This is a genomic window from Nonomuraea sp. NPDC002799 (assembly GCF_053592075.1).
The window spans coordinates 1-16,180 of record NZ_JBSFVA010000075.1; the positions used below are offsets into that span (position 1 = coordinate 1).

The window sequence follows — 16,180 nt, forward strand, 5'->3', positions numbered from 1 at the left end:
GCGGCGAGGTGGATGGCGACGAGGGAGGAGGAGCAGGCGGTGTCGATGGTGATGGCGGGGCCTTCGAACCCGAAGACGTACGAGATCCGCCCGGACGCCACACTGGCCGTGTTGCCGGTCAGCAGATAACCGTCGTATCCATCGAGCCCCTCGGTGAACCGTGGCCCGTAATCCTGGGACATCGCGCCGACGAACACGCCCACCCGGTCGCCTCGCAAGGCCACCGGGTCGAGGCCGGCCCGTTCGAGCGCCTCCCACGAGGTTTCCAGCAGCAGACGCTGCTGCGGGTCCATCGCCGTGGCCTCGCGGGGCGTGATGCCGAAGAACGCCGTGTCGAACTCGGTGGCGTCGTGCAGGAATCCGCCGTGCCGCGTATACGTCTTGCCCGACAGGCCGGGGTCCGGGTCGTAGACCTCCGGATCCCAGCCGCGGTTGCCGGGGAACTCGGTGATGGCGTCGACGCCGTCGGCCACCAGCTGCCAGAGCGCCTCGGGGCTGGCCACTCCGCCGGGATATCGGCAGGCCATGGCCGTGATGGCGATCGGCTCATCCAGCTTGGCGGCCATGGTCGTGACCGGCTGCGTGGTCCGGACGCCGGCCAGCGCGTCACGCAGATGGCCGATGAGCGCCAGCGGGGTCGGATAGTCGAACAACGCGCTGGTGGGCAGGGTGACGTCGGTGGCGGCGTTCAGCCGGTTGCGCAGCTCGACCGCCAGTGCGGAGTCGAAGCCGAGATCCTTGAACGTCAGAGCCGGATCCACGGCGTCCGGGCCAGGATGTCCCAGCACCGCCGCAGCGTGCGCGCGGACCAGGCCGAACAGGTCGGTGGACGGGGCCGACGGGCTCGTCTCGGCCGCTTCACTCTCGCCGAACCAGTGCCGTCGCCGTTGGAACGGGTAGGTCGGGAGGTCGGCGAGCTCGCGGCCGGCGTAAAGGGTGTCCCAGTCCAGTTCGGCGCCACAGGTGTGGGCCTGCGCGAACGCGTTGAGCAGTTGGGTGGCGCTCGCGTGGCCGCGGCGGAGCGTTCCGTGCGTGGCGGCGCTGTGCCCCGACGCCTCGATGCTCTCCTGGATCGGTGTCGTCAGCACCGGATGCGGGCTGACCTCGATGAACAGCGTGTGCCCGTCGTCGAGCATGGCGGTGATCGTCTCGTGGAAGCGGACGCCGGTGCGGAGGTTGGCGAACCAGTAGTGCTCGTCGAGAGCCGGGGTGTCGATGACGTCCCGCGTGACGGTGGAGTAGAAGGGGATGCGGGCGGCTCGTGGCGTGATGCCCGCCAGCTCCGTGCGCAGGGTGTCACGCAGCGCGTCGACGTGCGGGGTGTGCGAGGCGTAGTCGACGTCGATGCGCCGGGCCCGTACGCCGTCGTCGTTGCAGGTGGAGACCAGCCTCACGAGGGCGTCGGCGTCTCCGGCGACCACGGTCGTGCCCGGGCTGTTGACGGCGGCGATGTGCACGCCGTCGTACCCGCGTAACAACTGCGCCGCATCCTCGGCGGGCAGCGGGACGGACACCATGCCGCCGGTGCCGGCGATCGCCCGGATCGCCTTGCTGCGCAGAGCGACGATCTTGGCGGCGTCCGCCAGCGACAGAGCGCCGGCGACGTACGCCGCGGCGATCTCCCCTTGGGAGTGGCCGACGACCGCGTCCGGATGCACGCCGTGCGCGCGCCAGGTCTCGGCGAGCGCGACCATCATCGCGAACAACGCGGGCTGCACGACGTCCACCCGCTCCAGCGAGGGCGCACCAGGACGGTCCAGGAGCACGTCAAGCAGCGACCACCCGGTGTACGGGAGCAGCGCCTCGGCGCACCGGCCGACCGCGTCCCGGAAGACGGCGGACGTATCGAGCAGTTCGCCCGCCATCCCGATCCACTGGGATCCCTGCCCGGGAAAGACGAACGCGGTCTTGGCGGGCCGCGCCGCCTTCCCTTGGACGGACGCGGACGAGGCCGAGCCCTGCGCCAGCGCCTCCAGCGCGGGCAGCAGCTCCTCCTGGCCGGTGGCGGTGATCGCGGCGCGGTACGGGAAGTGCGTCCGGCCGGTCGCCAGGGTCCGGCCGGCCGCGTCCAGATCCGTGGCCGGCTCGCGGACGAGGTGCGCGCGCAGGTTCGCGGCCTGGTCGCGGAGCGCCTGCCGGGACTTCCCTGACAACACCCACAATCGCTCGCGTCCGGCGGGCTCGCCCGTTTCCGCCGGGGGCCACGGCTGGGGCGCCTCGGCGATGACCACGTGGCAGTTCGTGCCGCCCATGCCGAACGACGACACGCCGGCCACCGCAGGACCTTCGCCATCGGGCCATGGCCGCACGGCACGCTGGACTTCGAGGCCCAGCTCGGCCAGGGAGATGGCGGGATTCGGCCGCTCGAAGTTGAGACTGGCCGGGATCCGCCGGTGGAAGACGCTCAACGCGGTCTTGAGGAATCCCGTGACACCCGCGGCGGCTTCCAGATGCCCGACGTTGGTCTTGACCGACCCGACCAGCAGCGGGCTGCCGGGCGCTCGTTCCGAGCCCAGGACCGTGCCGAGCGCCGTCGCCTCGATCGGATCGCCGACCCTGGTTCCGGTGCCGTGCAGCTCGATGTAGTCCACGACGGACGGCGACACGCGCGCCCTGCGGTAGGCCGTCCGCAGGACCTCCTGCTGGGCGAGCCGGCTCGGCACGGTCAGGCCGTCGGTGCCGCCGTCGTTGTTGACCGCGCTGCCCAGCACCACACAGTAGATCCGGTCACGGTCCAGGACCGCCTGGGACAGCGGTTTCAGCACCACGATCCCGCCGCCTTCGCCCTGCACGAAGCCGTTGGCTCGCGCGTCGAACGTGAAACAGCGCCCATCAGGGGACAGACCGCCGAACTCGTGCGCGCTGACCGTTCGCTGCGGGGCGAGGTTCAGGTTGACGCCACCGGCGATGGCCATGCTGGACTCACCGCGCCGCAGGCTTTCACACGCCAGATGGATCGCCACCAGGGAAGAGGACTGCCCGGCGTCGACGGTGAAGCTCGGGCCGTGCAGACCCAGCGTGTACGACACCCGGTTGGCGATGATGCCGCGGTGCAGGCCGGTCATGGTGTGCGCGGTGATCGCGCTCGTCCCGTGCTGGTGCAGCAGGGTCGCGTAGTCGTCCCACATGGCGCCGACGAACACGCCGGTATGGCTGTCGTGCAGCGCGCCCGGCACCGTCCGCGCGTTCTCCAGTGCCTCCCAGCTCAGCTCCAGCGCGAGTCGCTGCTGCGGGTCCATCATCGCGGCTTCGCGCGGGGAGATGCCGAAGAAGGCCGCGTCGAACCGGTCGACCTGGTCGAGGAAGCCGCCGAACCGGACGGGCGGCCCCGGATCGTCCCACCGGCCCGCCGGCGGCGCGGTGATGGCGTGGCGTCCGCCGGTCAGCAGCCGCCAGAACGACTCGGGGCCGGGCGCCGCGGGCAGGCGACAGCTCATGCCGATGACCGCGATGGGTTCGCCGGGATCGCCGGCCGCGGGGATGGTCGTGACCGCGCTCATCGCCATGCTTCACCTTGTCCTTTGTCCGCGCTGTCCTGGGTCCAGGCCTGGTTCGTACGTCAGACGGCGTCGGCCCATCTTGGGCCGCGCGGCTTAGGAGGGCCTTCACGATGTCTAAAGGGCGGACAAGGGCGCCTCGTCGCCGCCATCGGTGACCTCCGGTGGGGCGAGCTCCCGCGCCAGATGCGCGGCCAGCGCCGCCGGTGTCGGCAGGTCGAAGACGGTCGTCATCGGCAGGACGAGCCCGGTCGCCTTGCTCACCTCGTCACGCAGCTCCATGGCGCTCAACGACGACAGGCCCGCCTCGAAGAGCTCCTCGTCGGCGCCGATGGTGGCGGGCGGTTCGAGGCCGAGTACGAGCGCGGCCTTCGCCCTGACCAGCTCCAGCACGATGGCCTGCCGTCGCGGCTCGGGCTCCCGCGCCAGACGATCGAGCAGGGACCGCGCTTCGCCGGACGTCGCGCCGCCGTCCGATCCGTGCGCGTGATCGGGCGGATCAGGCAGCTCGGCGACCAGGAAGTCACCACCCGCCTTGATCGCCGCAGGCAGCCCGCCGAGGGCGAACTTCGGCGCCACCGCACCCCAGCGCACCGAGGTCACGGGGGGTCCTCCCGCCCGGCGGGTCGCGGCCGGGGCGAATCCGTCGCCGGAGGCGAACACCACGAACGCCGGCGCCTCAGCCGCGGCGGCCAGCTCGTCCAGATGCCTGGCGACGTCCGTGGCTTGCGGCTCGCTCTCCTCGCGCAGGGGTGCAGTGTGGAACACCGCGCTCAGCGGATGCCCGGCGGGAACGGCGGCGAGCAACCCGGCGGCACCGGCCGGGTCGGTCAGATCGACGTCCACGACCGTGACCGCCCCGCCCAGCTCGCGCAGGCCGGCCACGAGCTCCTGGACCTCGGTGTCCTCGGCGGCCACCACGAGGAGATGGCTCGCGCCGTTCTTCACCAGCCAGCGCGCGGTCTCGGCGCTGACTTCGTGCGCGACGTCGGTCAGGAGCACCGTGCCGCTCGGACGCCAGCCCGCGCTCTTGACGTCGGACGGCATCGGCACCAGATGACGGGCCAGAACACCGCCGGGCCGCACCCTCAGGTGGTCCGCCGAGCCGGAGAGCGCCGCCACGAAGGCCGCGGCGGTCACGTCGTCGATGGTCGCCGGCAGTTCGGCGAACCCCGTCCGGTGCGGCCGCTCACCGGCGAGAATCCGTGACGCCGTCCGGTCCCCTTCCCCTGAGGCGATCCAGAGCACCGCTTCGGTGGCGCGCAGGGCTTCCGCCGCCGCCCGGGTCAGGCCCGTGCCGGGCATCACGATGATCCCGGCGGGCTTGGCTCGCTTCAGCCGATCGGCCAGATCGTCGGCGCCGGCAGTCGCGCCGGTGGTCGCGCCGGGGGCCGTGCCAGTGGTCGTGCCGGTGGTTACGCCGGGGGCCGCGACGGTGGTCACGCTGGAGGCCGCGTCGGTGATCATGACAGTGGTCACGGCGGTGGCGCCGTGTGCCTCGAGCGCCTGCTCGACGGCGACCGTGGACCGCGCGTCACAACCGCCGCCGGTCAGCAACCACCAAGGTCCCCCGAGCGGGGTCGCGGGCGGCTTGTCCCAAGTGATCCGGTGCCACCACTTCCTGGCCCGCCGCCACGCGGACAACGAGGGCAGGACGGCGTCGAGAAGTTCCTGCCCGGCTCCGTCGAGCTGCAGGACCCCGGCCAGCGCGGCCACGTCCGCACGTTCGACCGCCGACCAGAAGGCGGCATCCGCCGTCGTCTCGTCCCGGCGGGCCGGCCCGCCCGCCCAGAACCTCCTGCGCTGGAAGGAGTAGGTCGGCAGCTCGACCCTGGTGGCCCCCGGCGTCAGCTTCGTCCAGTCGGGACGGTGACCGGCTGCGTGCGCGCGGCCCAGCGCGGTGACGACGCCGGTGGGCTCCGCCTGTCGGAGATGGAGGGTGGGGATGACCAGCCCGTCGCCGCCGAGCGTCAGCTCCGCCGGTGGCGTGAGCGTGGGATGCGGGGCCAGTTCGAGGTACGTCGTGACGCCGTGATCGCGCAGCGCCCGTATCCCGTTCCGGAACCGGACGGTGCCCCGCAGATGATCCACCCAATAGTCGGGCGAGCACATCTGATCGGCGGTCGCGACCGTCCCCGTGACGTTGGAGACGACCGGGATGACCGGTGGTGCGAGCCGCAACCCGCCGACCACCTGCCGGAACTCGGCCAGGATCGCATCAGTGTGCGGCGAGTGGAAGGCATGGCTGACGTTGAGCTCGCGGGTGCGGTGCCCGAGCTCCGACAGCGCACCGGCGATGGACCGGATCGCCGGTCCGTCCCCGGACAGCACCACCGACCGGGGGTCGTTGACCGCCGCGATCGAGACGGTGTCCTCGTGGCCGCGCAGGAAGGGGAGGATCTCCTCCTCGGTGCGGTGCACCGAGACCATCGCGCCGCCGGCGGGCATCGCCTGCATCAGCCGGGCGCGGGTCGCGACGAGCGTGCACGCCGCGGCGAGATCGAACACGCCGGCCAGATGCGCCGCGGCGAGTTCGCCGATGGAGTGCCCGATCAGGTAGTCCGGGCGCAGCCCGTGCCACTCCAGCAGCCGGAACAGCGCGGCCTCGAACGCGAACAGCGCCGGCTGGGTGTAGCGGGTCTGGTTGAGCAGCTCCGCGCCGGCGCCGGACGGCGGAGCGAACATGACCTCCCGGAGTGGACGGTACAGATGCGGATCGAACGCCGCGCAGATCTCGTCGAGCGCCTCGGCGAACACCGGATACGCCTCATACAGCTCCCGCCCCATGCCGTGGCGCTGGCTGCCCTGCCCGGCGAAGAGGTAGGCCAGCTTGGGGTCCTGGCCCGGCACGGTTCCGGTGATCGTGCCCGGGGCGGGCTCACCCCGGCTGAGGGAGAGCAGGCCGTGCTCGAAGTCCGCACGGGCCCGGCCGACGATCACGGCCCGGTGGTCGAACAGGGTGCGCGTCGTAGCCAAGGAGTAGCCGACGTCCGCCAGGTCGAGGTCCGGACGCAGGCCGGTGAACTCGGCCAGGCGCGCCGCCTGAGCGCGTAAGGCCCGCTCGTCCCGTGCCGACAGGCACCACGCCAGGTCCGGTGACGGCCGGCCGTTCGGCGGCCCGCCAGGCGGATCGAAGTCTGGTGCCTGCTCCAGGACGAGATGGGCGTTGGTGCCGCTGATGCCGAAGGAGGAGATCCCGGCGCGCCGGGGATGGCCGTTGCGCTCCCACGGTTGCGCCTCGGTGAGCAGGCTGACGGCCCCGGAGGTCCAGTCGACGTGCGGGCTGGGCCGGTCGGCGTGCAGGGTCCTGGGGAGTGTTCCGTGGCGCATGGCCATGACCATCTTGATGACGCCGGCGACGCCCGCCGCGGCCTGCGTGTGGCCGATGTTCGACTTGATGGAGCCCAGCCGCAGCGGCCGGTCGCGGTCCTGGCCGTAGGTGGCCAGGATGGCCTGCGCCTCGATCGGGTCGCCGAGGCTGGTTCCGGTGCCGTGCGCCTCCACCGCGTCCACGTCGGACGGGGTCAGCCCGGCGTTGGCCAGCGCCTGCCGGATGACGTGCTGCTGGGCCGGTCCGTTCGGCGCGGTCAGGCCGTTGCTGGCGCCGTCCTGGTTGACCGCGCTGCCGCGGATGATCCCCAGGACCGGGTGGCCGTTGCGCCGGGCGTCCGAAAGCCGCTCCAGGACCACCATCCCGACGCCCTCGCCGAGGCCGGTCCCGTCAGCCTCCGCCGAGAACGCCTTGCAGCGGCCGTCCGCCGCGAGCCCGCGCTGCCTGCTGAACTCCACGAACACCGCGGGCGTGGCCGTCACCGTCACCCCGCCCGCCAGCGCCAGCGAGCACTCACCGCCGCGCAGGGCCTGCTCGGCCAGATGAATGGCGACCAGCGAGGACGAGCACGCGGTGTCGATCGTGACCGCCGGACCCTGCAGGCCGAGGTGATAGGCCAGCCGCCCGGACGCGACGCTGTTGCTGTTGCCCGTCATCAGGAACCCGTCGAGCCCTGGTGTGCGCTGCTGGATCAGGTGGATGCCGTAGTCACCGCCCATGAGCCCGACGTAGACGCCGGCCGGCGTGCCGCGCAGCGACGCGGGATCGATGCCCGCGTGCTCCACCGCCTCCCACGACGTCTCAAGGATCAGCCGCTGCTGCGGGTCCATCGCCAGCGCCTCCCTCGGGCCGATCCCGAAGAACCCCGCGTCGAACTCGGCCGCGTCGGTCAGGAACCCGCCGTTCAGCGTGGACATCGTTCCAGGCCGGTCGGGATCAGGGTCGTACAGGCCGGCCAGGTCCCAGTGCCGGTCGGTGGGAAGACCGGAGATGGCGTCCACGCCGTCGGCGAGCAACCGCCACAGATCGTGCGGCGAGCGGACCCCGCCCGGGTAGCGGCAGGCCATCCCGACGATCACGATCGGGTCGGCCCGCGTGCCGGTGGCGGCCCGCACCGCCGGCCGCCGGCTGCTCCGGCCGGTGAACCGGGCGTGGAGGTGCGTGGCGAGTGCGGTGGGGGTGGGATGGTCGAAGACGAGGGTGGCGGGCAGGGTGAGCCCGGTCGCGGCGGCGAGCTGGTTGCGGAGCTGGACGGCGGTGAGGGAGTCGAAGCCGAGGTCCTTGAACGGCTGGTTCGCGTGCACCTCGCCGGGCCCCGCGTACCCGAGCACACTGGCGGCGTACAGCCGGACGAGATCGAGCACCGCGCCCTGCCGCTCGTGCTCCGGCAGCGCCATGATGCGCGCCGCCCAGCCCTCGCCGGCCGCGTTGCGTGCCGTCCGCAGCGTGGTGCCCCGGACCAGGCCGCGCAGCAGGGGCGGGAGCGCGCTCGACTCGGCCATCGCCCGCAGGGCTCGGCGATCGATGCGCGCCGGGACGATGTGCGGATGCCCGGCGCTCAGCGCGACGTCGAAGGAGGTCAGCGCGTCCGCTGTCGGCAGCGGAACCACGCCGGTACGGCGGATGCGGTCCCGGCCGGCCTGGTCGAGCCGTCCGGTCATGGCGCTGGTCTCCTCCCACAGACCCCAGGCCATCGACGTGGCCGGCCGGACGTGCGCCAGCGCGTCGAGGAAGCTGTTGGCGGCCGCGTAGTTGCCCTGCCCCGGAGCGCCCAGCGTCGCCGCCGCCGAGGAGAACAGGACGAACGCCTGGAGGTCGAGGTGCTGGGTCTGCTCGTGGAGGTTCCAGGCCGCGTCGACCTTGGGACGCAGCACCGTGTCCAGGCGCTCGGGGGTGAGCTCGGTGATCAGGGCGTCATCGAGGACGCCGGCCGCGTGGACGACGGCGCTCAGCGGATGCGCCGCGGGAACGCCGGCCAGCAGCGCCGCCAGGTGCCGGGAGACCGAGACGTCGCAGGCCGCGATGGTGACGTTCGCACCCAGTGCGGTGAGCTCCTGTTCCAGCTCGGCCGCGCCCTCGGCGTCGCGGCCCCGCCTGCTGACGAGCAGCAGGTGCCGGGCGCCATGCGCGGTGACCAGGTGGCGGGCGATCAGGCCGCCGAGGGTGCCGGTCCCGCCGGTGATCAGCACGGTGCCCGCCGGATCGAGCGGGCGTCGTTCCGGCGGCGGGCCGGTGACCGGCACCAGCCTCGGCGCCAGGAACCGGCCTTCGCGGACGGCGAGCTGCGGTTCGCCGTCCGGCAGCGCCGCCGGGACCTCGCCGTCGCCGTCGAGGTCGAGGAGCACGAACCGGCCCGGATGCTCGTTCTGCGCCGACCGCACCAGACCCCAGACCGCGGCGTTCGCCAGGTCCGTGACGGTCTCGCGGGTCGTCGGGTTTGTGACGGTCTCGCGGTTCGCCAGGTCCGTGACGGTCTCGTGGTTCGCCAGGTCCGTGACGGTCTCGCGGTTCGTCGGGTTTGTGATGGTCTCTTGGACGGCCACGGCGCCGCGCGTCACGAGGACGAGCCGACCCTCCCGGTCCTCGGCGATCCACTCCCGCACCTGACGCAGGACCTCGTGCAGCGCGTGCCGCACGGATGCGGGGACGTCGCCACCGGCTGTCTCCGCCACGTGGCGGAGCTCGACCTCGCCGGACGGCTCCGCGGCCGATGCCGGAACCTCGGCCCAGTCCACCCGGAAGAGCGTGTCCCTCAGCGCCGGCCGGATACCGCCGAACTGCCCGGGGGTGACGGTCCTGACCGTGAGCGCCTCGGCCGTCGCGACCAGATCCCCGGCCAGGTCCACCGCGACCACACGGTAGTCGTCCGCGCCGGTGCGGGTGATGCGCGCCCGCAACGCCGTGGCGCCGCCCGCGTGCAGGTGAAAGCCGCTCCATGCGAACGGCAGCCGGATCCCCTCACCCTCCTGGCCGCCGGCGGACACGGGCAGGCTGTGCAGGACGGCGTCGAGAACGGCGGGATGCAGGCCGAACCCGGTGGCCGAGACCTCCTCCCGCAGATCGACCTCCGCGTACAGGTCGTCGCCGTGCTGCCAGAGCGCGCGCAGTCCCTGGAACGCCGGGCCGTACTCATAGCCTGCCTCGGCCAGCCGCGCATAACTGCCCGTGAGGTCCACCGCACGAGCGCCGGAAGGCGGCGGCCACGCGTCGTCCGCAGTCGCCTCCGGTCCGGTCCTGCTCAGGAACCCCGTCGCATGATGGATCCACGGCGCCTCGTCATCGCCGCGGGAGTGCACGGTGAACCGGCACCGGCCGACGTCGTCGGCGGCCTCGACGGCGAGCTGGATCCGGAGGTTCTCCTCGCCGGGCAGGAGCATGGGCGCTTCGAGTGTGAGGTCGCTGAGCACCGGGTGCCCGCACTGCTGCCCGGCCTGCAGCGCCAGCTCGACGAAGGCGGTGCCGGGCAGCAGGACCGTGCCGGAGACGGCGTGGTCGGCGAGCCAGGGGTGGGTGTGCGGGGCGATCCGGCCGGTGAGGACGAGCCCGTCGGCGTCCGCGAGCTGGACCGACGCGCTCAGCAGCGGATGCTCCACGGCGCTCAGCCCGGCCGCGCCGAGATCGGTGCTCTGGTGCGTCTCCGCCCAGTAACGCTGACGCTGGAACGCGTAACCGGGAAGCGGGACCAGCTCGGCGCCGTGCGTACCGAAGACACCGGCCCAGTCGATCACCGCGCCCTTGGTGTGGGCCTCCGCGACCGCCGTGACGAACTGGCGGAGGTCACCGCGGTCCCGCCGCAGCGTGGGAACCGCCACTCCGCCGGCGCCGTGCCGCTCGGCGGTCTGCTCGATCGCCACGGTGAGCACCGGGTGCGGGCTGGACTCGACGAACAAGGTGTAACCCTGGCCGGTCAGCGCCTTCGTCGCCTCCTCGAAGCGCACCTGGTGGCGGAGGTTGCGGTACCAGTAGTCCGCGTCCATCTCGGTGGTGTCCAGCCAGTCCCCGGTCACGGTGGAAAAAAAGGGCACACCAGCCTGTACGGGGCGGATGGGCGCCAGGTCCCGCAGGATCTGGTCGCGCAACCGTTCCACGTGCGGAGTGTGGGACGCGTAGTCCACCGGGATCAGCTTGGCCGGCACGTCCTCCGCCTGGCAGGCCCCGACGACCGTGTCCAGCGCGTCCGGCTCACCCGATATCACGGTGGACGACGGCCCGTTGACCGCCGCGATCCACGCCCGGTCGCGCACGGCGCCCAGCCGTCGTTCGACCTCCTCGGCGGGCAGGGGCACCGAGGCCATGCCGCCCTGCCCGGCGAGCTTCGTGATCGCGATGCTGCGCAGCGCGACGACTCGTACGGCGTCGGCGAGCCCGAGCGCCCCGGCCACGTAGGCCGCGGCGATCTCACCCTGGGAGTGACCGACGACGGCGGCGGGTTCGAGCCCGTACGAGCGCCAGAGCGCGGCCAGCGAGACCATGATCGAGAACAGGGTGGGCTGCACCACGTCGACACGGTCGAAACCGGGCGCTCCCTCCGTGCCGCGCAGCACGTCGACCAGCGACCAGCCGACGTGGGCGGACAACGCCTCCGCGCACCGGAGGAACTCCTCGCGGAACACCGGTGACGAATCCAGCAGCTCCACGGCCATGCCGGTCCACTGCGACCCTTGACCCGGAAAGACGAACACCGGCTTGCCCTTGGTCGCGGAGCCGGTCAGCAGACGGGGATCCGGCTCGCCGGCGCTCAGCGCCCGAAGACCGGCGCACAGGTCCGCGCGGTCCTCGGCCACGACGGCGGCGCGCAGGCTCAGCGCCGCCCGGCTCGTCGCGAGCGACAGACCCAGGTCCGCGGCGGGCAGCTCCGGACGCGCCTCGGCGAACGCGACGACCTGAGCGGCCTGGGCGCGCAGCGCCTGCTCGTTGTGGCCGGAGACCACCCAGGCCAGCGGCCCGCTCGCGGCGCCGGCCCGCGGCTTGCCCGGTGCTGCCGCCGGCGCCTGTTCGAGGATGACGTGCGCGTTGGTGCCGCTGATGCCGAACGAGGACACGGCCGCCCGCCTGGGCCGGCCGTGCCGCGGCCACTCCCGGGCGTCGCCGAGCAGCGCGACCTGCCCGGCCGACCAGTCCACATGCGGTGACGGCGTACCGGCGTGCAGGGTCTTGGGCAGGATCCCGTGCCGCATGGCCATGATCATCTTGATCACGCCGGCGACGCCCGCCGCGGCCTGGGTGTGGCCGATGTTGGACTTGACGGAGCCCAGCCACAGCGGGTGCTCCCGGCTCTGGCCGTAGGCGGCCAGCAGCGCCTGCGCCTCGATGGGGTCGCCCAGCGTCGTCCCGGTGCCGTGCCCTTCGACGACGTCCACGTCGGAGGGCTTCAGTCCCGCGCCGGCCAGCGCGTCCCTGATGACCCGTTCCTGCGACGGGCCGTGCGGCGCGGTGAGGCCGTTGCTGGCGCCGTCCTGGTTCACGGCGGAGCCGCGGATGACCGCGAGCACCCGATGACCGTGACGCTCGGCGTCCGACACCTTCTCCAGCAGCACCATGCCGACGCCCTCACCCCAGCCGGTGCCGTCGGCGTCGGCGCTGAACGCCTTGCACCGGCCGTTCTCCGCCAAGCCGCGCTGCCTGCTGAACTCGATGAAGACCGTGGGAGTGGACAGGATCGTGGCGCCCCCGGCGAGCGCCAGCCCGCATTCCCCCGAACGCAGCGCGCGCATGGCCAGATGCAGTGCCACCAGGGAGGACGAACACGCGGTGTCCACGGTCACGGCGGGGCCCCGCAGGCCCAGGGCGTACGCGGTCCGGCCGGAGGCCACACTCGTGCTGTTGCCGGTCATCAGGTAGCCCTCGAACTCGGCAGTGGGCTGGTTGAACAGCCGGGCGGCGTAGTCGCTGCCGATCAGCCCGGTGAACACCCCGGTGTCACTGCCGTGCAAGGCGGACGGATCGATCCTGGCGTGCTCGACGGTCTGCCACGCGGTCTCCAGAATCAGCCGCTGCTGCGGGTCCATCGCCTGCGCCTCGCGCGGACTGATCCCGAAGAAGGCCGCGTCGAACTCGTCGGCGTCGTGCAGGAAACCACCGGAACGGGTGTAGGTCTTGCCCGGCTGCCCGGGATCAGGGTCGTACAGGCCGGCCAGGTCCCAGCCGCGGTTCACCGGGAAACCCGAGATGGCGTCCCCCTCGCGGGCGACCAGGTCCCACAGGTCCTCGGGCGAGCGCACGCCACCCGGATACCGGCAGCCCATGCCGATGACGGCGATGGGTTCCTGATCGGCCGACTCCAGCTCGGCCAGCCGCTGCCGGGCCTGGTACAGGTCCGCGGTCACCCGCCTGAGATAGCCGAGCAGCTCGTCCTCGGTGGCCATCGGGAGCCCCCTGCCTTCCAAACCTCGGTCGTGCGTTCACAGTTCGTTGTTGATGAAGGAGAAGATCTCCTCGGTGGAGGCCGACGCGATCCTGTCCAGCACCGTGTCGTCACCGGCCCGTGGCCTGCCCAGCAGGGCGAAGACCTCCTCAAGACGCGCCACCACTTTCTGGCGCAGCTCCTCGTCCGCGCCGACGTCGCCGGCCCGCTCCTCCAGCTCGGCGAGGTGCCGCAGAATCGGGGGAACCTGGGCCGGGGCCAGCAGGTCGTACAGGTGCGCGGCCAGCGCGGCCGGATTGGGGTGGTCGAACACCAGCGTGGCCGGCAACGCCAGCCCCGTCGCCCTGCTCAGCTCGTTGCGGAGTTGCACGGCGGTGAGGGAGTCGAAGCCGACGTCCTTGAACGCCCGCATGGGGTCGACCCGGTCCGCCGCGCCATACCCGAGAACCTGCGCGGTGTGCGACCGGACCATCTGCAGCAGAAGCTGGTGCTGCTGGGCGGGCGTGTGGTTGACCAGCCGCCGTGCCCAGTCGCCCGCGGCCGCCTGGGCGTCCGCGGACCGCCGGACGCGTACCAGGCCCCGCAGCGGCGGCGGGATCGTCCCGCCCATGGCACGAGCCCGGATCGCCCGCCGATCGAGGCGCGCGGGCACGAGCGCCGGCTGTCCGGCGCTCAACGCGGCGTCGAACAGGGCGAGACCCTCCTGCGCTGTGAGCGGGACCATGCCGGACAGGCGGATGCGGGCCAGGTTCGCGTCGTCGAGATGGCCGGTGATCCCGCTGACCTGTTCCCACAGGCCCCACGCGAGTGCGGTGGCGGGTACGCGCCGTGCGACGCGGTGCTGGGCCAATGCGTCGAGGAAGGCGTTGGCCGCCGCGTAGTTGGCCTGCCCCGGCGCGCCGAGGATGCCGGCCGCCGAGGAGAACAACACGAAGGCCCGCAGGTCGAGGCCCGCGGTCTGCTGATGGAGGTTCCAGGCCGCGTCGACCTTGGGCCGCAGGACCGTGGCGAGGCGTTCGGGCGTGAGGTCGGTGACGAGCGCGTCGTCGAGGACACCCGCGGTGTGGATCACCGCGGTCAGCGGATGCTCGGCGGGGACGCCACCGAGCAGCGCCGCCAGTTGCCGGGCGTCCGCGACGTCGCAGGCGGCGATCGTGACGGTGGCGCCGAGCTCGGTGAGCGTACGGACGAGCTGGGCCGCACCCTCGGCCTCGGCTCCGTGCCGGCTGGTCAGCAGCAGATGCCGGATGCCGTGCGTGGTGACGAGATGCCGGGCGACGAGGCCGCCGAGCGTGCCCGTGCCACCGGTGATCAACACGGTGCCGCCGGGGTCGAGCGAGAGTGCGCCCGGGGTGTCGGGCGTCATGGCGAGGCGGGGGATCAGGACCTGGCCGTCGCGGATGGCGAGCTGCGTCTCGCCCGTCGCGAGCGCCACCGGGATCGGCACGGTGCCGTCGGTGTCGATGAGCACGAACCGGTCCGGATGCTCGTTCTGCGTGGAACGGATCAGGCCCCACACCGCGGCGCCGGGCAGGTCCGGCTCCTCGTGCTCCCCGATCACGACCGCTGAACGGGTCACCACCACGAGGCGGTCGCCGCCCGGCCTGTCCTCCGAGAGCCGGCTCCGTACCAGGGCGAGCATGTCCTGAGTCGCTCGGTGCGTCGCCCGCACCACGTCGTCGCCGGACGGCTCCACCGACTCGACGACGAACTCGCCGTCGGCCTCGGCGGCTGCCACCGGGACCGCCGTCCAGTCCAGCCGGAACAGCGAGTCGAGCAACGTCTGACGGCCGTCGGCGGCGAAATCCGGTGAACTGTCCCGCAGCATGACGGCTCCGGCCGTCAGCACCGGCAGGCCACTCGTGTCACTGGCGTGCAACTGGTACGACTCGTTCCCGGTCCGGCGCAGGTGGACCCGGAGCGTACGGGCCTCGGCGGCGTGCAGCCGCACGTTCTCCCAGCTCACCGGCAGGAGCACGGATTCGCCCCGCAGCCCGAGAGCCAGCAGTGCGGTCTCGACCAGAACGGGATGGACGCCGTGGCCCGCCGCGGAGATCTCCTCGGGCAGCGACACCTCGGCGTAGGTGTGATCGCCTTTCCGCCAGAGTCCGCGCAGCCCTTGGAAGACCGGCCCGAGCTCCCGCCCGGCCGCGGCCATCTCGTCATAGATCTCCGCCGGGTCGATCGCTTCGGCGCCGGTCGGCGGCCACGTCAGCGGTGCGGGCTCGGCTCGCAGCTCGTTGCGCAGCGTCGCGGTGGCGTGGTGGGTCCACGGCTGGTCGTACGCCGTGCGGGTGTGCATCGTCAGCGAGTGCCCGCCTTCTTCAGGCGTGCCGGCGAGCTGGAGGTGGAGCGGCTGATCGGGCGTCAGGATCGCGGGAGCGTGGATGGTGAGAGCGGTGACGACGTTGCGGTCGAGGTGATCGGCGGCGTGGACGGCCATGTCGAGGAACGCGCTCCCGGGCAGGAAGACGTGCCCGTTGATCGTCTGATCGGCCGGCCAGGGGCAGGTGGCCGGCGAGATCTTGCCCGTGAGGATCAACGCGTCCGTGCCGGCGGCCTGAACCGCCGCGGTGAGCAGGGGATGTCCCGTGACCGTCAGCCCTGCCGAGGTCAGGTCCGCTTGCGACGCTGACGGCTTGACCCAGTAGGTCTGGCGTTGGAAGGGGTAGGTGGGGAGTTGGACGGTGTGTCCGGTGTGGATGGTGGTCCAGTCGACTGTGACGCCGTGGTTGTGGGCTTGGGCGAGGGCGTTGATCAGGTGGGTGTGCTGGTCTTGGGTGGCGCGCTGGAGAGGAATGGCTGTGCCCTGGGTGATGTGCGGGGTGAGGGCGGGTTCGGGTCCGAGTTCGAGGTGGGTGGTGACGCCGTGGTGGTGGAGGGTGTGTGCGGCGTCGGCGAAGCGGACGGTGTCGCGGAGTTGGCGGACCCAGTGCTCGGCGGTGAAGGTCTGGATGGGTTGTCCGGTGCGGGTGGAGATGATCGGGA

General features: G+C 72.4%; 3 protein-coding genes. All 3 read right to left on the bottom strand.

The genetic code is table 11. From position 1 onward, the window contains the following. The coding region (locus ACWD0F_RS50495; RefSeq protein ID WP_449890071.1) for a type I polyketide synthase at nucleotides 1-3,500 on the bottom strand (3,500 nt) is incomplete at its 3' end. A 114-nt stretch (nucleotides 3,501-3,614) separates the two neighbouring features. Further along, entirely contained in the window at nucleotides 3,615-13,193 is a 9,579-nt protein-coding gene (locus ACWD0F_RS50500) for an SDR family NAD(P)-dependent oxidoreductase (RefSeq protein ID WP_449890073.1), read from the bottom strand. 36 nt (nucleotides 13,194-13,229) lie between these two features. Next, nucleotides 13,230-16,180: SDR family NAD(P)-dependent oxidoreductase (locus ACWD0F_RS50505; RefSeq protein WP_449890075.1), on the bottom strand; the 2,951-nt coding region annotated here is incomplete at its 5' end.